Origin of the sequence: Streptomyces sp. NPDC058240 (assembly GCF_042882135.1) — a bacterium.
Taxonomy (GTDB): Bacteria; Actinomycetota; Actinomycetes; order Streptomycetales; family Streptomycetaceae; genus Streptomyces.
Map to the genome: position 1 here is coordinate 23327 of NZ_JBHVWT010000026.1, position 18053 is coordinate 41379.

Consider the following 18053-nt stretch of genomic DNA (forward strand, 5'->3'; position numbering starts at 1 on the left):
GCAGAGTGTGGAATCACTCATGAGGAATCGCTTCCGCCGCGGAGACCGCAGCGCCCTGGGAGAGCTGTACGACGAGCACTCCCAGGTGCTGTACCGCTACGCCCTTCGCGTGACCGGCGACTGGGCGGAGGCCGAGGACGTCGTCTCGGCGACCTTCCTGGAGGCGTGGCGCAGCCGGGAGAAGCTGTGCCCCGAAGGAGACAGCCTGCGCCCGTGGTTGCTGGGCATCGCCACCAACATCATGCGCCGCAACGCACGCGCCCGCCGACGCCGTGACATCGCGCTCGCCCGCGTCCCGGAACGCGGCTCCATCCCGGACTTCGTCGACGACCTGGTCACACACCTCGCGGATGCCGAGCAACTGCGTGCGGCGCACACCGCACTCGCCCGACTGCGGCGCCGCGACCGGGAGGTCTTCACCCTCGTCGTCTGGGAAGGCCTGGACTACGCGGCCGCGGCCGAGGCACTCGGCGTACCGGTCGGCACCGTCCGCTCACGCCTCTCCCGCGCCCGTACCCGACTGCGCGAGCTCGCCGACGCCGAGGCCCGCGCCACACGCGCGCGGTCCGGGCGGTCCGGAGCCGGCCGGCCGGCCGCGGCGGAGGGCGGCGAACCCTCTGCCATCCCCGACAAGCCCGTACCGGGCCGCATCCCCGCGGTCCGCTCGTCCAGCCAGGAGAACCACGGATGAACACCACCCCGCGGCACCCCACGGACCACCCGTCCGAGGAGAGCGAACGCCTCGGCCTCACCGGTCTGTTGCCCCCGCCACCGGTCCCCGGCCTGACGCCCGACCGCGAACTGCTGCTGAAGCAGGCACTGCTGGCCGAGGCCGCCCCCGCCGAACCGTCCGGCAGGCTCATCACCCGGACCACGCGCCCGCGTCGGCATCTGGTCCGGTTCGCGGCGCCGGCCGTAGCCTGCGCGCTGGCCGTCGGCGGCGTCGTGGTGGTGAACCTCGCGGATGCGCCGGGGCCCGGCCCCACCGAGGTCGCGGGCGGCGGTGCCACCGGCGCTCTCGAGGTGACACGTCTCCTCGACCGCATCGCACTCGCCGCCGCCGGAGAGCAGCAGCCGACGGTCCGCGCCGACCAGTTCGTGTACATCGAGAGCAAGGTCGCCTACGCCGCGCAGAGTGCCGGGGGAGGCCCCGTGACGATGCCTCCCGTGCACACGCGGCAGGTGTGGCTGTCCGCCGACGGCAGTCGCCCCGGCCTGCTGCGCGAGGCGGGCGAGCCCGCCACCCGGCTCGGCGCCGACGGACCCGTCGACACCCTCGACGGACCGGGGGCGACGCCCCGTCCGAGTACCCTGCACGCTTCGGGCCCGTCGGTCGGCAACCCCACCCACGCCTACGTCGCATCGCTGCCCACTGACCCCGACGCCCTGCTGAGGCTGATCCGGGACGAGACCCGGGGACAGGGCCAGGACCCGGACCAGCGAGCGTTCACCGCGATCGGTGACCTGCTGGCCGAGACATGGGCACCACCGCGGGTCGGCGCCGCGCTCTACCGGGCCGCCGCGAAGATCCCCGGGGTCACGGTGATCCACGCGGCCCACGACGGCACGGGACGCGAGGGTGTTGCCGTCGCCCGCACGGCACACGGAGAGCAGACTCAGTGGGTCTTCGACCGGACCACGTACGCATTCCTCGGTGAACGCACGGTCCTGGCCGAAGCCGGCGACGCCGGCCCGGCGGGAACCGTCGTCGGTACCTCCGCGGTCCTTACCAAGGCCGCCGTCGACCGTGCCGGTGAGACTCCCTAGCCGCCGGAGGCCATGAGGCGATCGAGCGCCGCCCGGCCCGCGCGTCCCCAGGTGGGCCGGCCGCCGGGAAGGCCCTGTTCCCATGCCTGGCCGATGCCGATGAGGGAAACACCGCGCAGGACGGCCCACCCTCGTGCGCGCCGGATCATCGCCTCGTTCGCGCGTGCGTATGGGCCGAAGAGCCGTGAGGCCGCGCCTGCGGGAAGGAGCAGCCACGCGGCTGCAGGTGCCGCGCCTGCCCGCCGAAGGCCGGGGCCCCGGCGGTTCGGCCGGCTGACCGACCCAGGTATCCGCACGGCGGGGCCGCCGTACGGATACCGCCCGTGTCAGGTCTCCTCGTCCTCCGCGCGGCGCTCGCCCTCCGCCTGCGACGGCTGGGTGCGCCTGGTGGCGGGGTGCCGCTCCTCGGCCGGATCCCTGTCCTCGTCCAGCCTCTCGCCTTCGGCCTGCGACGGTGTCGGGTACTCGATGTTCTCTCTCATGGCCGCCTCCGTGGTCGGATCGCGTGCCTACAAGACGAGCGTATCGCTTCCGTCCCGTCGGCGGTCCGGGCTGCCCGCACAGCCCGGGAACAGCCCGCCGGGCGGACGGGCGGCCAACCCGGACGCGGTGATCAGCGCCGTGGCGGCCGGCGCACGACCGGGGGGTTGAGATTGCTATGCGTCGTTGATCGTGTGGTCGGTGTTCGGCTGCCCGATGTCATGGAAGGGGGCGGGTGTCATGGTGTGTGGTCGCGCCCGTCTCGTGGGGCGAAGGCTCTGAGGGCGTCTGCGTCGGTCGCGCGCGCGTGCAGGAAGTAGTCGACCCACTCGGTGATTTCGGGGTAGGACGAGTCCTGACCGACCTGGGTGGCGGCGGCCGCGATGTCGAAGTTCGTGGTTCGCAGTTCGACGCCAGGGCCCAGGAGGGCCCAGTGTGCTCCGGTTCTTCCGTAGGGCATGCCGATGCTGCCGGGGTTGATGACGAGCCGGCCGTGGGCGAGGCGGACGAACGGCATGTGGGTGTGGCCGCAGACCACGGTGCGGATGTCCGTATCGAGTCCGTTGAAGACTTCCTCCCAGCGGTCAAGGCGGGAGTCGACCAGGACGACCTCCTCGTCGTCACGGGGGGTGGCATGGCAGAACAGCACCTTCCCCAGGCCACGCAGGGACAGGGAGGCCGATCGTGGCAACGAGCCGAGGAGGTCGAGATGGTCCTCGCGGAGCTGTTCGGCTGCCCAGGGGGCGATCGGGTCGGGGATCGTGTCGCGTTGCCCCCGGCGGTATTCAAGGAGTTCACGGTCGGCGTTGCCGCTGATCCAGATGACGCGGTCGCCGAGGCTGGTCAGCAGGTCGAGAACCTGGGTCGGTTGTGGGCCGGCGGTGATGTCGCCGGTGAGCACGATCTGATCGGCGGTGCTGACGTCTGGTTCGGCGAGCACTGCATCCAGGGCTGGCAGGACTCCGTGAATGTCGGACAGGACGGCTACCCGGTTCAGCATGGTCACCACTGTGGGGTGAAGGCAGCCGAGCAGGGTGATCTTTCGCCCGACGCGTAGCTCAAGGCGGGGCCGTTCAGCGTGCGTGGTCGCCGGGTGCGTAGTTCTTCCAGGGGGGGGCCGGCGTCGGTGACGATGTGGGTGGTGCTCTTGTCGTGGCAGCCCAGTGCTTGGGCGATGACGGGGGCCGGGGCCTGCTCCGAGGCGCCGTTGACCAGGGCTGATCGTGCAGCGGGGTCCTCGCGGGGCGATGTTGTCGATCTTCGGAGGGCCGCGGTGGCGATCGAGTCTCCGACGGATGAGCAGGCAGCCCGGCACGGGGCGTTCTTCGGGGCGCAGTCGCGGACGGAGCAGGGGCGGTTCTTCTCCCTGGACGATGCGGACCGGGAGAAGGCGCAGGCCGAGCGGCGTGCACACAGCCGGCTGGGGTCCGCTGTCCAGCTGACGAGCGTGCGGTACTTGGGGCGAGAACCGAGAGCACCGTGTCGGCGTGTTGGTGACCAGCGGCATGGTTCAGGCCGTGGACCTGAGAACGGAGTTGGTGCTGTGACGGAATTGGCGAAGGATGTGCAGGATGTCGGGTCGGAGACCGATAGTCCGAGCCTATGGCGGCAGCGGGATTTCATGCTGCTGTGGAGTGGCCAGACGGTCAGTGAGATGGGATCGGCGGTCACCCAGGTCGCTCTACCGCTGCTCGCGGTCGTCGCGCTCAACGCGAGCACGTTCCAGGTCGGATTGCTGACCGCGGCCACCACGCTGGCGTTCGCGGTGATCGCGTTGCCGGCGGGTGCGATGGTGGACGGCGCGGCCAAGCGTTCCATCATGATCGTCTGCAACGTTCTCCGTCTGGCGATCATCGGCTCGGTTCCGGTGGCGGCGGCGTTCGGCGTCCTGACGATGGCGCAGCTGTACGTGGTCGCGGTGGCGGCGGGCGTGTGCTCGGTGTTCTTCGATGTCTCGTACCAGAGTTATGTGCCGTCACTCATCCGCGCCGACGACCTGATGAGCGCCAACGGCAAGCTCGGGACCACCCAGGCGTTCGCGCAGCTCGGGGGACCGAGTCTGGGCGGCGGGCTGGTCGGGTTGTTCGGCGCCGCGGGGGCGATGACGGCCGATGCGGTCTCCTACGCGGTCTCGGCCCTGTCGATCCTCGGGATCAGGACCAGGGAGGAGCCGCCGCCGGAGCGGTCGGCGGACGAGACACTGCGGCGCCGGATCGCCGAGGGGCTGAAGTTCGTTTTCGGGCACAGCATTCTGCGCAGGGTCGTGGCGTGCACGGGCACCGCGAACCTGTTCAGCGGCATGAGTACGGCGCTGGCGATGGTCTTCCTCGTCCGGGTGCTGCACGTGCGTCCCGCGCTGACCGGGCTGATCATGGCGGGCGCGGCCATCGGCGGGATTGCCGGGGGAGCGTTCGCCGGCCGGCTCGCCAAGAAGGTCGGCTCGGCGCGCATCATCTGGGTGTCGATGCTGGTCTTCAGCGCGCCGCAGGTCATCGCGGCGGCCGCCTGGCAGGGCTGGGGAGTGCTGCTGTTCCCGCTGGGCTGGGGCATCGCGTACTTCTCGGGGATGGTCTACAACATCGCCCAGCTCAGCTACCGGCAATCGGTGACACCGCCGGAGCTGATGGGCCGGATGAATGCGGCCGTCCGCTGGGTCGTGTGGGGCACGTTGCCGCTCGGCGGCGCCCTCGGCGGGGTACTTGGCACCCTGATCGGGGTGCGGCCCGCACTCTGGCTGGCGTTCATCGGTTCCTGGGCGGCCGGCTGGTTCGTGTTCTTCTCCCCGCTCCGCCGCATGCGCGATGTTCCCCAACCCGCGCCCGCGTCCGCCCCCGACGCCACGAGTTGACAGTGAGCGCAGGGTCGTCGCAGGGGCCTATGCATACGGCATGGGCGAGGAGAGCCGGCCGACGATCCCGGCGAGCCGCGCAAGTGGAATCCAGCCGTGTCGCGCTGGGGGCCGGCTTCTTGTGCGGAGCCGGCCAAGTGGACTCCAGGGCTTCGGTACCCGGCTCAGCGGCGGCTGTCGCCGGGCGCGAGCAGACTGGTCACCTCGCCGATCGTCTCCGGCGACGGCTTGAAGCAGCGATGGACGTTCTCCGGCTTCTTGTGCCAGGACTTGGCCATCGGCATCAGCAGGCTCGCCCCGGCCTCGCCGCGGTGCGTCAGCCCGGAGTGACGGCGCTCGTGCAGGTCCCAGCCCGTGCCCGGCCCGCGCAGAGTGGTGCGCTGGTCCAGCAACGCGCGGGCCTGCCCGTACGAGAGACGGGCCGGCCCTGTGGACGGGCAGACATCGCGTGGGGAGACCACCTTGTCCGGGCCGGGACGGCGATGGGTGACGAACACCGGCCCGGGGTGCGGTCCCGATCGGCCTCGGCAGCAACCGGGCGGTCCCGGCATCCCAGCACCCCGTCTCCAGCGCGTACCCTTCGCGCACCGCACCCCGCCGGCGGACCTGCGGCTGGGCACCCTTCGACTTCACCGGGCAGCGGCGGCCGGCCAGGCCCAGTTCCTCGATGTCGACGTCCAGGATCTCCTCGGAGCGGCGCACGCGTGTGGCAGGACCGGTCGTGGTGGTCCGGAGGATACCGGGGAGGTCCAGGAGCTTCCTGCCGCGGCCGACGCGGTCATGTGGCTCGGCGCCTTCCGGCAAGTCGGATGTGGTCGTGCGTTCGGCCGGACAGGGCCTAGGCCTTGCGGGCGAGCAGTTGAATCTCCTGGAACTGCCGTCGGTCGGTGGGCTCAGGCTCGCGAACCATCCGAGCCACCTCGGCCAACCCGGACTCACGCAGCATCGTGGCGAGGTGATCAGGCGACCACCGATAGGCAGGCGCGACTGCGTGATCGAAGACCTGCGTCGGGTGAGACGGGCCGTCGCTGGCCGAGAAGCCGATCAGAAGGTGGCCGCCAGGTGCCAGCACGCGGTGGAACTCCGCCAGGATGACGGGGAGTTCCTGCGGCGGAGTGTGGATGATGGACCAACGTGAGAGTACGCCGCCCAGCACGCCGTCAGCGATGTTCAACGCGGCCATCGAGCCCACGTCGAACCGCAGGTCCGAATTGGCTTGTCGAGCCAACTCGATCATCGCAGGAGAGGCATCGACGCCAAACGCCGCCAGCCCCAACTGGTCCAGATGAGCGGTGATATGCCCAGGCCCACACCCCAGGTCCGCGACCTGACCATCCCCACTCGCACGTACGACCTCGGCGAAGGCACTCAAGATCGCGCGGTCCAACGGCCTGTCACGCAGCGTGTCGCGGAACAGCTGGTCATAGGTGGTGGCAGCAGCATCGTAGGCCTCGCGGGTGGCGCTGTGGGCATCGTGTTCGACCATGCTCGCCACAGTAGTTCCTGGCGCTGAGGCGAGCCGAGAGAATCACGATCTTCCCTCCCGTCGGTTCGCCCGGCCATCGCCAGTTCAGGGAATGGAGCAGCTGCCACGGCGTCTTCGCCCGCAGGTGGACGTCCCGGCGGGCGATCAGCCGGTCGATCGCCGTCTTCGAGCGCACCGGGGTGTCGGAGCCCGGCGGCGGAAGCCGCTTCACCAGGCCGGGACCACCGGCCCGTCGTAGCCGCGCTCGGCGCACCAGCCGGTCCAGGACAGCACCGCGCCGCGTCGGGTGTGTCAGGTGTACACCGCCGCCGTGCCACGCAGCAGTTCCACGGCCTCGCCGTCAGCCTCCCACCTGGACCGACGGGGGCTCAGCGCTCGATCCGACGCGGATGTTCCTCAAACCCCGACCGGCGTCACCCGCGCGGCCCGCCTTTCGGCCAGGTGGAACCGCTCGGAGGGCGGGCCGGGTCCGCAGCCGGGAAGATCGACGCTGGATCACACGCGGCTTGTCCGGGCACGCGGCATGTCGACATAGGAGACAGGGATGGAAGCGATTGTTTTCGAGGAGTTCGGCGGACCTGATGTGCTGCACCTCGTGCAGTCACCCGATCCGCACCCCGGCCCCGGGCAGATCCGGGTGCGGGTGCGGGCCGCCGGAGTGAACCCGTTGGACTACAAGATCCGCAGGGGCTGGATGGAGCAGATGTTCCCCACCGCCCTCCCCGCGACGCCGGGCAACGAGTTCGCCGGGGTCGTCGACGAGGTGGGTGACGGAGTCACCGGTTTCGTGGTCGGTGACGAGGTCCTCGGCTGGAGCGCCACCGGCGCCTACGCCACCCTCGCGCTGGCCGACACCGGGACCGTGGCCCTCAAGCCGTCCGAGCTGAGCTGGGAGAACGCGGCCGCCCTGCCCATCGCGACGGAGACGGCGGCGCGAGTGCTCGACGAGCTCGGGGTCGGCGACGGTGACACCCTGCTGCTGCACGGCGCGGCCGGAGGCGTCGGCTCGGCCGGCGTCCAGCTGGCGCTGGCCCGCGGCGCGACGGTGATCGGGACGGCCTCTCCGGCGAACCACGCGTATCTGCGCGAGCTGGGTGCCATTCCGGTGGCGTACGGAGGAGGGTTGGTGGACCGGGTACGGGCGGCCGCCCCGCAAGGCGTGGACGCGGTCTTCGACGCGGCCGGGCAGGGCGCGCTGCCCGACTCCATCGAGCTGCGCGGCGGCACGACCGAGCGGATCGTCACCATCGCTGACGCGGACGCGGCGAAGTACGGAGTGGCCTTCTCGGGCGGAGGCATCGAGCGGGCCGGCGAGCGGCTCGCGGAGAACGCCCGGACCGCCGCGGCGGGCCGCCTGACGGTGCCGGTCGCGCAGACCTTCGCACTCGGCGATGCGGCGAAGGCGCAGGAGCTGAGCGAGGAGGGGCACGTACGAGGAAAGCTGGTACTGCTGCCCTGACCGCCGGGCATCGGGGGCGGCCCGGGACGGACCCGCGCCGTCCCGGCCCGCGGCCCGGACGAGTTCGAGCGCTTCCTCGACCGTCGCGGCTTCCTCCAGCACGGTGGCGGCGAGCAGACGCACGGGTATGCCGCCGACGCCGTCCTGACGGTGTCCGGCACCCGCGACACACGCGGCACCCGCGCCCACCCTTCTCGCCGTCACCTGCACATAGAGACCGTCCCCGACGACACCTTGCGCCGCTTCGGTGAACTCGGTGTCATCGCGTCCCTGCAGCCCACGCACTGCTGCGACTTCACCCGCGCCGACCACGCCGACAACTGGTTCCGGCGGCTCGGCGAGGAGCGCGCCGCGCGCGCCTGGCGCTGCCGCGATCTGTGGGACTCGGGCGCCACCGTCGTCCTCGACTCCGACTGGCCCGTCGCTCCCTACCACCCGCTCACGGTGATGGCCGGAGCCCGCCACCGCCGCCCCACCCGCGACCTCACCCAGCCCCCGCACGGCCCCGGCCATGCTCTCACCGCCCTCGAAGCGCTCCAGGCCGTGACCCTCCCCTGCCTACGCGGCAGGCGAGGAACACGAGTCGGGACGCCTGGCCATCGGCCGCCGCGCGGATCTCACCGTGTTCGCGGAGAGAACCCGCTCACCACGCCCGCGGCCGACCTGGCCGGCCTTCCCGTCGTGCTCACCGTGGTCGACGGCCGCACCACTCACCGCGACTCCGGCCTGTGACGGCGCGAGGGGTGAGGCGGCATCCCTGGAAGACCCTCGCCCCTCACCCCTCATTCCTCGTTCGGCCGAACGTCTAACCGGGGTGTCGCACGCCGATACGGTCGACGGCGCACGTCCCGGGGACACTGGTGCTGTCGGCGTACCGACCGAGGTGGGTCAGGCGGAGTGTGTTGCGTCCTGCCCGCAGGGCGACCTGGGCGAACTCCGGCTCGGCGTAGGTCATGACCGGGCTGTAGAGGTCGAGTGGCTCTCCGACCGTGGTGCCGTTCACCGAGAGCCGGTAGATGCCCCGGGAGTAGTGCCGCTTCACCCGCAACCGCAGGGTTCGCAGGCCGGCTTCCGGTTGCTGGAACTCGAAGGTCAGCGCATCGCCGGTGGCGGCCGGTGTGAACAACAGCCCCTGACCGGCGCCGCATTGGGCATCGGCGAAGACCTCGGCGCGGCCGCCCGAGGTGGTGAAGGAGAGCGCCTCCGCCTCTGCCATCCAGTTCAGGGGGCGTGGCGTCCAGCTGCCGTGCGAGTCGCAGAGGACCACCCGGGTGCGGTCGGTGGCGGCCTCCGTGTCGGTGTAGGCGACCATGCGGCCATCGGGTGAGAAGGCCGGATGGGGGTGGCCGGGATGGGCGGATCCCCAGCCCACCGGGCCGAGCGTGCGCGGTGGGTGTACGCCTGTCAGGTCCACCAGGGCCACCGCCCCCACCTGCCCCCGTGCCGAGCCGTTGCGACCGTTGGTGTCGGTCACGGCCCAGCGGCCGTCCGCGGTGAGGTCGCAGTGGTTGTACGCGCCGTTCGTGCCCGAGGGCCCCGGCGCCAGCAGCCGGTCCGGCCGGTCGTCCGGGTGGACCATCCACAGTCCCGAGGCGCTGCCGCCGATGCCCACGGCGAGGCAGCCGGTGTCGGCACGGGACTTCCACACGTTGTGGGTGCCGATCGGTACGCCCGCGGCGGCCTGGTCCCAGATCAGCTTGCCGTGCGGCGCGTGGACCGGATGCAGCGCCCAGGCGAGGATGTTGCCGCCGAGCGAATAGCCGATCCATTCGGGATCGTGGGCGCTGTACTGGAAGTGGGTGGCGAACACGCCCCCCGAGAAGACCTCTCTGACCCGGCCGCCCGTGAGCTCGATCTCCACCGCTGTGGTCGGTCCGGCGGTGATCGGTGCCGGGTAGTGGCTGCACAGCACCCGGTCGCCCGCCGGATGCAGATTGACGACGACGCTGAGCGCGCGGCCCGGCGGCGGTGAGTAGAGCTTTACGGGCGAGGGATCGGCCAGGTCGATCAGCCAGACCGCGTTCTCGGCGCAGGTGACGAGGCGTCCGGAGTGGATGTTCCACCAGACGAACGGATTCCGGTCGTCCGCCGGAGTGGCGAATCGCGCCAGGAACCGCTCCTTGCCGGAGCGAAGATTCACCTCCCACAGGCTCGTGGCCCCGGTCTCCCGCTGACCGAGCACGATGCGGTCGGCATCGACGAAGCCGTTGTGGGTGGGGTACGTGAAATAGCGCCGTTGGTCGAACGAACTGAGGTGGCGCACCTCGAACGGTTCCTGGGCCGTGGCGGCGGCAGCGGCCTCGCTCACGGTTCCCGTCCCGGCGGTGAATCCTGCGGCCAGCACAACCAGCCCGGCCATGCGGCCGAACCCTCTGCGGGTGATCTCACTCATGGCGTCCTCACTCATGCGTGCTCACGGTGGGTGGCGCTCAGCTTCGAACCAGCCGATGGAAGAAGTCAAGGTACTAATACGAATTAGTAGGTTCAGGGCGGCAGTTCGGGGCGTGCTGCGTCCCGCCGGCCGGGGCTGGATGTCACAGGCTTCTGCAACACGCTTCAGTGGTCATTCCTTATGGCGGGTCGCTTGAATGAGGGTCAGCGATCGAGTTCGTTGTGCGATCGGCTGCTCAGGCAGCGGGGCATGAAGACAGGAACTCATCTGTTGAACGCACGAGCGTAGGAAGAGTGGCTGATGCTTGCTGTCATGGTGGGAGCCGTCGTCGCTGGCTTCGGGATCTGCCTCGCGGCTAACCCGTGGAACCTCGCAGATCGGCTCTTTCCCTACTATTCCTGCCGCGTGGCAATGGGAAGCGCAACAGCTGGGACGTTTCGTCTGATGGGAGGAGGAGGCGTTCTGATCGGGCTTTTCTGGATCGCAACCGCCCTGCCTGAAGTGTTTTAGACCGTCAACTGAGTGGTGAGACGGCGATGGCAGATGAGAACGGCGGCTATGCCGACGAAGGCGAGGAAGCGTTCGGCCTTGCGTTCGTAGCGGCGGTGCAGGCGTCGGCAGCCGGCCATCCAGGGCACGCTCCGCTCGACCGCCCAGCGGTGGCGCCCGAGTCGCTGTGGGGACTCGATGCCCTTGCGTGCGATGCGGTGTTGGATGCCGCGTGTGCGGAGCCATCGGCGCAGGTGCCGGGGCCGGCCTTCTCACGACAGGCGTTTCTGCCGCACTGTTCGTCGTGGCGCTGGTGGTCGTGCTCGTTCGGGGGGTCCGCGGCACGGCGGCGGCGCGGCGCGCGTACCTCGCCGCCTTCGGGCGGACTGCCTGGTTCTAGGTATCGCGTCCATCACGGCGGTGAACTGGGTGCAGTCGTTGGTGTTCCCGCCTGTGACAGTGAAGGCGAGCGGGCGCCCCAGGGCATCGCAGGCCAGGTGAATCTTGCTGGTCAGGCCACCTCGGGACCGACCGAGCCCCCGGTTACGGAGCCCCTTTTCGGGCCCCGGCAGCGTGCTGGTGGGCACGGACCACGGTTGAGTCGATCGACACAAGCCAGTCAATGCCGCCGGTCGAGTCCGCCCTTGCCCGGGCGGCCTGGAGCATCCGCTCGAACGTGCCGTCCAGGGCCCACCGGCGAAACCGGGTGTGCAGCGTGGCCCACACACCGTACCGCTCAGGGACGCCCCGCCAAGCCGTCCCGGTACGGAACTTCCACACGATCCTGTTGAGCACGGTGCGGTCGTCCAGCCGCTTCCTGCCCCGCAACGACTTGGGCAGCAGCGGCTGGACGAACTCCCACTCGGCATCGGACAGTTCATGTCGACGTATCACCCGACCATGATCTACCGCTCCAGATCATTTGAAGGCACAACCTAGCCGGGGCTAGGTTGGACCGATCGGCATGCAATCCCCCTGGAGAGGGACATGAATCGGTATGACCGTCGCCTCACAAGCCCCGGCCCAAGTCCCGACTCAAGTCCCGGCCAAAGGCCGTGCCGCCCGGTTGGTGGGGCGGACCCCCGCCGGGGTGCGGCCGTATCTGGAGTTGCTGCGGCTGGACCGGCCGGTGGGGGCCTGGCTGCTGGTGGTGCCCGGATGGATCGCCCTGGGAGCGATCGCCGGGCCCCGGGACGGGGGCCTGCTCGGGCTGCTGCTCCTGGTGTACGGGGTGCTGTCGAGAGGGGCCGCCTGCGGGCTCAACGATGTGCTGGACGCGCGGTTCGACGCACAGGTGCCGCGTACGGCGGGGCGGCCCGTCGCCTCCGGGCGGCTGGCGGCCGGGCGGGCACTGGTGCTGTGTGTCGTGGTGGGGGCCGTCGCTCCGCTGGTGATGGGGTTCTGGAGTGTGGAGGCCGTGGTGTGGGCGGCGGCCGGGGCGCCCCTCGCGGCGGTATATCCGTATATGAAGCGGGTCACCCACTGGCCGCATGTGTGGCTGGGGATCACCATCAACTGGACGGTGCCGCTGGTGTACGGCCTGCTCACCGGAGGGCTCGGGCTCGGGGGCGGGGTGCTGTACGGGGCGCTGATCTGCTGGGCCGTGGGGACAGACGTGATCTACGCCTGCCAGGACCGGGAGGCCGATGTGCGGGCCGGGGTGCGGTCGGCCGTCGTGCTGCTGGGGCGGCGTAGCCGGGTGGTGGTGGGCGGCGTGTACGCGGGGTGTGTGGTGCTGCTCGCCTGGTTCGGGATCGTGGCCGGGCTCGGGCCGCTGTACTGGCCCGGACTGTGCGTGGTCGCAGGGCAGTTGGGATGGCAGGTGTGGCGGGCCGACCCTGCGGATGTCGGAGCCTGCGGGCGGGCGTTCGGCACCAATCCTCTGTGCGGACTGCTCATCCTCGTGGCTGTGCTCGCCGGGCGGGTCGGTACCCTCGGCTGAGGGACACGGATCCTGGAGGTGCTGGTGGGACTGCGGGAACGGATCGCGGCGGAACTAACGGCGACCATGCACGGCGGGAATCTCAAGCTGGAGCGGTACGCGGGGCCGCCCGGTGATCCCGGGCTGTTCGGGATCGCGCCGGGGGATCCGGTGTGGCGGGTGCATGGGCAGGCCACCGGGATGCTCACCGGCGGGTTCGCCGCGCTCATGCTCCAGTCGCTGCATCCGCTGGCCATGGCGGGGGTCGACCAGCACTCCGACTTCCGCGCCGATCCGGTCGGGCGGCTGAACGGAACCGTGCGGTTCATCACCACGACCACCTTCGGCTCCTCGGCCGCCGCCCGCGAGGTGATCGACCTCGTCCGGCGGATCCACACCCGGGTGCACGGCACCGCCCCCGACGGCCGGCCGTACCGCGCGGACGACCCCGACCTGCTCACCTGGGTGCACACCGCCGAGGTACGCAGCTTCCTCGCCGGCCACCAGACCTACGCACCCCGGCCGCTCCGACTGACCCCCGCCGAGTGCGACGCCTACTACCGCCAAGCCGCCCCCGTGGCCGAGGCGTTGGGCGCACGGAACGTACCGCGCACGTCCCTCGAAGCCGAGCGGTACCTGGCTCGCCTCCGCCCTCAACTCCACGCCACTCCGGCCGCGTTGGACTCGGTACTGTTCCTCCGCCGCTTCGGACGCACACGACGGGAGCGGCTGGTCGTAGGCCTGCTCACGAACGCCTCGGTCGGACTCCTCCCCGACTGGGCCCGCACCGAACTCGGCATCCACCGCCCGGCCCCCGTCCGCACCGGCTGGGACCGGCCCCTGGCGACGGCCGTCGGACGCACCCTCCAGTGGGGGCTCGGGCCCTCCCGGATCCAGGCCGCTGCACGGGGGCGGCTGGCGGGGGCGCGGCAGGGATGACGTCGAGATCTTCGAGGCGTCCGGCAGCAGCATGCTTCGGTGGAGGGGAACCGGCGGCTCACCGGGTTTCATGATCGGGCGCGGTCAGGCTTCCACCCCCGCCCCTAGTTTCTAGCGCGTTGCACCGAGCGCGTGAGGTTGCCAGGACGGCCACCGGTGTGCGGGACAGCTCAGGGGGTGATGGGGGAGCGCTCCGGGGCGGCCCCGATGTTCGGGCGCGTGTCCGTCGGCAGTGTGAGGGGCATGACCTCAACGCGCACGTCACGAAGGGCCTTTGCGGGCTTCGCCATGTCGGGGGCCGCCGCGCTGGCCGCCGCCGCGGTGCTGCCCGCGCGCCGCGCCACCGCTTCTCCCGTTCCTCTCCCGCCGCTGGATCCCACGGCCCTGCGGGCGGCGATCAACGACCTGGAGCACCCGCCGTCGACCGCGGCCCAGCTGCGAGTCGGCGGCACGGTCGGCCACTGGTACGGCACCTCGGGCGTGGCCGACATCAGGACGCAGCGGCCGGTGACGGTGCACGACAAGGTCCGGATCGGCAGCATCACCAAGGTCTTCGTCGCCACGGTGGTGCTGCAACTGGTGGCCGAGGGCAGGGTTGTGCTGGACGCGCCGGTGCGGCGCGTCCTCCCGGGTCTGCTGCCGGACCGGTTCGCCGCTGTCACCGTGGCGCACCTGCTGAACCACACCAGCGGGATACCGGACCACATCGGCATCCCTGAGCCGGCGACCGCGCAGGAGGTGTTCCGCCACCGCTTCGACCACTGGACACCACAGGAATGGGTGGCGACGGCGACGCACGGACCGCTGAAGTTCGCCCCGGGCACCCGGCAGGAGTACCGCGGCATCAACTACGTCCTGGCCGCACTGATCATCGACAAGGTGACCGGCCGCCCGTACGGGGAGGCCGTCACGGCCCGCATTCTGCGCCCGCTGGGCCTGGCGCGCACCGCCGTGACCGGCGACGACCCGCGCATCCACGGTCGTCACGTGCACGGATACCTGGCCATGGCCGATGGAAGCCTGCGGGGCATCACCGCATACGACCAGTCCGCCAGCCGGGGCGAAGGCGACATGATCTCCACCACGGGAGACCTCGACCGGATGCTCGCCGCACTGTTCTCCGGCGAACTGCTCCCACCGGAGCTGCTGCAATTGCTGTTCACCCTGCCTCCGGACGACGTACGGATGCTGGACGGCTCCCCGGCCCGCTACAGCACCGGGTTGCAGCAGGCCACCGTCAACGGAGTCACCCTCTGGGGCAAGACCGGAGAGACGTACGGCTACAAGAACGCCGCGTTCTCCACTCGTGACCAGGAGCGCCGCTTCGTGCTCGCGTACCATCCGACGTCCGTCCGCAACGGCGGGGAGAGCCGGATGGTCGCTCGGGTCGCCGACCTGATCACCCGCGACCCGAGCACCGGAGTCTCGTGATCAGCACACCCACGGGTCTGCCTCTTCGACCGTGGAAAGCTCGATCCGGGCCCGGTCGACCCGAGGACGGGGCCGGGTGGTGGGACCGGTGAGTCCGCCGTCGCCCGGAGGCCGAGTCATGGTTTCGCCAGGGGCTGTTGGGCAGGCTGCGGGTCCGTCGCGAGGCGTGCGTGCATCTCGACGTCGTAGCGGATGCCGTCGTAGGCGAGCTTCTGCCGCTGGAGACCCTCGGCGGTGAAGCCGGACGCGAGGGCAGCTCGGCAGGAAGCGGGGTTGTCGGTGCGGTGCCCCAGTTCCAGGCGGAACAGTCCCAGATCGGCGAGACACCAGTCGGCCAGCGCCCGGAAGCCGTGGGTTGCCACGCCCCTGCCGCGGGCAGCGGAGGCGGTCCAGTAGGAGACCCAACCGGTGGCGTGCCGGGGATCGACGTTGCTGACCGCGACACTGCCCAGCGCCGCGTCGGTGCTGTCCGCGACGGCGAAACTGTAGGCAACTCGCCGGCTGTCCCGCCCGGAAGCCGGAACGGCCTTGAGGTGCGGCTCTGGTCGAGGTCGCGCGTGCGGCGGCCGGAGCGTAGGCGGTCCCGGTGCGGGACGCCACACGGTGATCGTTACTCTGTTGCCCCGCCACCGGGCGGGGCAGAACAGGGGTGGGACATGCACAGAAGAATCGCCGCGCTCGCCGCGGTGGGAGCGGTTGCCGCCGCGGTCATGGTGGCGCCGGCCGCACACGCGGAGGGGCGCGGTGACATCCGGGTCACCAAGACCGTCGTGAATGACGGCGGCAGCGTGATCGTCGGGATCAAGAACGTCAAGCGATTCCCGATCACCATGACGATCAAGGACAACTCGGGGGTGAAGAAGGTCAGCTCGGTGTCCGCGTTCAACCGGACCAATGGTCACGGACCGGTGGACTACCTCGGTACGACATGCAAGAAGACCAGCACGACGACCTCCGTGTGCACCGCGACGATGGAATTCGACCCGTCGTGGATCGACTCCTACGGAAGCGGCAACGAGGGCTGGGACGCCAACGCGGTCGCGGGCGACTGGCAGGTCAGCGCCACGGTCCACGCCAATGACGGGGACTACTGGATCTCGGACAGCATCGCCTCGTTCAAGATGAAGCGTGCCGCGACCCTGACCACCGACGCCGCGCCCGAGCCCGTGCGGAAGGGCGGCACGCTCACCGTCACCGGAAAGCTGTCACGGGCCAACTGGACGGACCTGAAGTACCACGCGTTCACCAAGCAGGTGGTGAAGCTTCAGTACAAGAAGCCGGGCGGCAGGTACAGCACGGTGAAGACCGCGACCACGGACAGCAAGGGCCACCTCCGCACGACGGTGAAGGCCGCCGCTTCGGGCAGCTGGCGCTGGGCGTTCCTCGGTACGAATACGACCATGAAGGTCGTCTCGACGGGTGATGCCGTCACGGTGAAGTGATCTCGCGGCGGGCCGGGAACCGGCCCGCCGACGGGCCACCCCTCGTGCCGGACCCGGCACGCAACGACCGACGCACGGTGTCCTTCCACCGTCGGACGTCAGGCAGGACCCGGCGCGAAGACCGGTCGCCCGTGGCCGGTCGAGCGCGTCTCCCGTACGGCTGTACCAGCGGGAGAACACCGCTTCCGTGCAGCGCACGTCGCACCTCTCAGGTCGCGTCTCGCACGTCGGGCACTGCTGCGCAGCGCAATGTCCGAATAGCGCCAGATCCGGTGCCGGCGGTCAGCGAGCATGGATCACGGGGCCACCCGTCGCGACGCCGGGTGGGGACGACCACACCCCATCGAGGAGGAGCCGGAGCCGGGCCGGGGAACGAACTTCCCGGGCCGCGGTTGGCCGGTCCGGGGAGGAACGGCTGCCGATGGCACCCCGTTCGGCACGGCACCATCACCATGCCCGCTGAGCGCACGACCGACAGGCGGAAGCCTGGGGAACAGGGAATCAGACCCATGACCGACACCACACACCCGGCCCGCCCGGCCGGAACCGTGCGCGACCTGGTGGACGCCACCGACTGGACCGCGCTCACCGACGAGCTCGCCGCCCACGGCAGCGCGCCGACCGGGCGGCTGCTCACCCCCGCTCAGTGCCGGGAGATCGCCGCTCTGTACGACGAGACCGAGCGCTTCCGCTCCACCGTCGACATGGCCCGCCACCGTTTCGGCTCCGGCCAGTACCGCTACTTCACCCACGATCTGCCCGAAATGGTGGGGGAGTTGCGTGAGGCGTTCTATCCGCACCTGCTGCACATCGCCCGTGACTGGTCCGCGAAGCTGGGCACGGCCGCGCCGTGGCCCGACGATCTGGCCGAGTGGCTCGGCACGTGTCATGCGGCGGGGCAGTCCAAGTCCGCCCAGATCCTGCTGCGTTACGGCGCCGGGGACTGGAACGCCCTGCACCGCGACGTGTTCGGCGACATGCTCTTCCCGCTCCAGGTCGTCATCGGCCTCGATGTGCCCGGCGCCGACTACACCGGTGGTGAGTTCCTCATGACCGAACAGCGGCCCCGCGCGCAGTCACGCGGATCGGCCACCACCCTTCTCCAGGGCCACGGGCTGGTCTTCACCACCCGTGACCGGCCGGTCGCCTCCAAGCGCGGCTGGTCGGTCGCGCCCATGCGGCACGGTGTCAGCACCGTCCGCTCCGGCCGGCGCCGCACCCTCGGCCTCGTCTTCCACGACGCCCGGTGAACGACGCCACCGAGCCCCGCCCCGGGCGGTCGTGCGGGCGGCTGGATCGCCCCTCCGCACAACGGACGGTCGCCCGAGGACACTTCGCGGATGCCGCGCGGAGTACGTCACCCGGCCTCAGTACCTCTGACGTCGACAGCCCCGCACCG

The 18053-nt window shown here is 70.7% G+C and carries 17 protein-coding genes and 3 pseudogenes; 11 read left to right on the plus strand and 9 right to left on the minus strand.

The genetic code is table 11. The features are described 5' to 3' along the window. Positions 1 to 19 precede the first annotated feature (19 nt). Positions 20 to 691 carry an RNA polymerase sigma factor gene (locus tag ACFVX4_RS29390; RefSeq protein ID WP_389982703.1) on the plus strand — a complete coding sequence of 224 codons (672 nt, stop codon included), beginning with the start codon at positions 20 to 22 and terminating at the stop codon, positions 689 to 691. Next, complete coding sequence (locus ACFVX4_RS29395; protein ID WP_389982706.1) at positions 688 to 1767, plus strand: CU044_5270 family protein; 1080 nt, start codon at positions 688 to 690, stop codon at positions 1765 to 1767. Before ACFVX4_RS29390 ends, ACFVX4_RS29395 begins: the two co-directional genes overlap by 4 nt. Positions 1768 to 2093: 326 nt before the next feature. Here the strand turns inward: ACFVX4_RS29395 and ACFVX4_RS29400 are convergent, their stop codons facing one another. Both ACFVX4_RS29400 and ACFVX4_RS29405 read right to left on the minus strand, forming a co-directional pair. Then, entirely contained in the window at positions 2094 to 2249 is a 156-nt protein-coding gene (locus ACFVX4_RS29400) for a hypothetical protein (protein WP_266430446.1), read from the minus strand. Positions 2250 to 2485: 236 nt separating this feature from the next. After that, positions 2486 to 3247 (minus strand): metallophosphoesterase family protein, encoded by a 762-nt coding sequence (locus ACFVX4_RS29405; RefSeq protein WP_389982709.1) that lies wholly within the window; start codon positions 3245 to 3247, stop codon positions 2486 to 2488. A 174-nt stretch (positions 3248 to 3421) separates the two neighbouring features. Between ACFVX4_RS29405 and ACFVX4_RS29410 the strand changes: the two are divergent. Then, positions 3422 to 3709, plus strand: a pseudogene (locus ACFVX4_RS29410) (DUF4158 domain-containing protein); the annotation flags it as partial. A gap of 102 nt (positions 3710 to 3811) precedes the next feature. Then, the gene (locus ACFVX4_RS29415) at positions 3812 to 5095 is read left to right on the plus strand and encodes an MFS transporter (RefSeq protein ID WP_389982881.1); all 1284 of its coding nucleotides are present in this window, start codon (positions 3812 to 3814) and stop codon (positions 5093 to 5095) included. Positions 5096 to 5259: 164 nt separating this feature from the next. Here the strand turns inward: ACFVX4_RS29415 and ACFVX4_RS29420 are convergent. Then, positions 5260 to 5791, minus strand: a pseudogene (locus ACFVX4_RS29420) (site-specific integrase); the annotation flags it as partial. 142 nt (positions 5792 to 5933) lie between these two features. Then, a complete protein-coding gene (locus tag ACFVX4_RS29425; protein WP_389982712.1) occupies positions 5934 to 6581 on the minus strand; it encodes a class I SAM-dependent DNA methyltransferase in 648 nt (215 codons plus the stop codon). Between the two features lie 544 nt (positions 6582 to 7125). Here ACFVX4_RS29425 and ACFVX4_RS29430 point away from each other — a divergent pair. Then, complete coding sequence (locus ACFVX4_RS29430) at positions 7126 to 8040, plus strand: NADP-dependent oxidoreductase (protein ID WP_389982715.1); 915 nt, start codon at positions 7126 to 7128, stop codon at positions 8038 to 8040. A 99-nt stretch (positions 8041 to 8139) separates the two neighbouring features. Beyond that, positions 8140 to 8772 (plus strand): annotated as a pseudogene (locus tag ACFVX4_RS29435) (amidohydrolase family protein); the annotation flags it as partial. A gap of 73 nt (positions 8773 to 8845) precedes the next feature. Here the strand turns inward: ACFVX4_RS29435 and ACFVX4_RS29440 are convergent. The 4 genes from ACFVX4_RS29440 to ACFVX4_RS29455 form a co-directional block, all read right to left on the minus strand. Next, positions 8846 to 10447 (minus strand): hypothetical protein, encoded by a 1602-nt coding sequence (locus ACFVX4_RS29440; protein WP_389982718.1) that lies wholly within the window; start codon positions 10445 to 10447, stop codon positions 8846 to 8848. A 491-nt stretch (positions 10448 to 10938) separates the two neighbouring features. Then, positions 10939 to 11061, minus strand: coding sequence for a hypothetical protein (locus ACFVX4_RS29445; RefSeq protein ID WP_389982721.1), 123 nt, complete (start codon positions 11059 to 11061; stop codon positions 10939 to 10941). Positions 11062 to 11193: 132 nt separating this feature from the next. Next, entirely contained in the window at positions 11194 to 11508 is a 315-nt protein-coding gene (locus ACFVX4_RS29450) for a transposase (RefSeq protein WP_389982724.1), read from the minus strand. Beyond that, positions 11465 to 11815, minus strand: coding sequence for an IS5 family transposase (locus tag ACFVX4_RS29455; protein ID WP_389982727.1), 351 nt, complete (start codon positions 11813 to 11815; stop codon positions 11465 to 11467). Before ACFVX4_RS29455 ends, ACFVX4_RS29450 begins: the two co-directional genes overlap by 44 nt. Before the next feature lie 175 nt (positions 11816 to 11990). Between ACFVX4_RS29455 and ACFVX4_RS29460 the strand changes: the two genes are divergently transcribed. The 3 genes from ACFVX4_RS29460 to ACFVX4_RS29470 all read left to right on the plus strand — a co-directional run bounded on the left by ACFVX4_RS29460 (position 11991) and on the right by ACFVX4_RS29470 (position 15212). After that, positions 11991 to 12863 carry a 4-hydroxybenzoate octaprenyltransferase gene (locus ACFVX4_RS29460; protein WP_389982730.1) on the plus strand — a complete coding sequence of 291 codons (873 nt, stop codon included), beginning with the start codon at positions 11991 to 11993 and terminating at the stop codon, positions 12861 to 12863. A gap of 24 nt (positions 12864 to 12887) precedes the next feature. Next, complete coding sequence (locus ACFVX4_RS29465) at positions 12888 to 13781, plus strand: oxygenase MpaB family protein (RefSeq protein ID WP_389982733.1); 894 nt, start codon at positions 12888 to 12890, stop codon at positions 13779 to 13781. Positions 13782 to 14024: 243 nt separating this feature from the next. Further along, a complete protein-coding gene (locus tag ACFVX4_RS29470; RefSeq protein WP_389982736.1) occupies positions 14025 to 15212 on the plus strand; it encodes a serine hydrolase domain-containing protein in 1188 nt (395 codons plus the stop codon). A 116-nt stretch (positions 15213 to 15328) separates the two neighbouring features. Here ACFVX4_RS29470 and ACFVX4_RS29475 read toward each other — a convergent pair whose 3' ends face one another. After that, the gene (locus tag ACFVX4_RS29475) at positions 15329 to 15859 is read right to left on the minus strand and encodes a GNAT family N-acetyltransferase (RefSeq protein WP_389982884.1); all 531 of its coding nucleotides are present in this window, start codon (positions 15857 to 15859) and stop codon (positions 15329 to 15331) included. 9 nt (positions 15860 to 15868) lie between these two features. On the opposite strand from ACFVX4_RS29475, the gene ACFVX4_RS29480 reads away from it, so the two are divergent. After that, positions 15869 to 16654: a hypothetical protein gene (locus ACFVX4_RS29480; RefSeq protein ID WP_389982739.1), complete on the plus strand. Its 786-nt coding sequence runs from the start codon at positions 15869 to 15871 to the stop codon at positions 16652 to 16654. A gap of 509 nt (positions 16655 to 17163) precedes the next feature. After that, the gene (locus tag ACFVX4_RS29485) at positions 17164 to 17904 is read left to right on the plus strand and encodes a 2OG-Fe(II) oxygenase (protein WP_389982741.1); all 741 of its coding nucleotides are present in this window, start codon (positions 17164 to 17166) and stop codon (positions 17902 to 17904) included. Positions 17905 to 18053 lie beyond the last annotated feature (149 nt).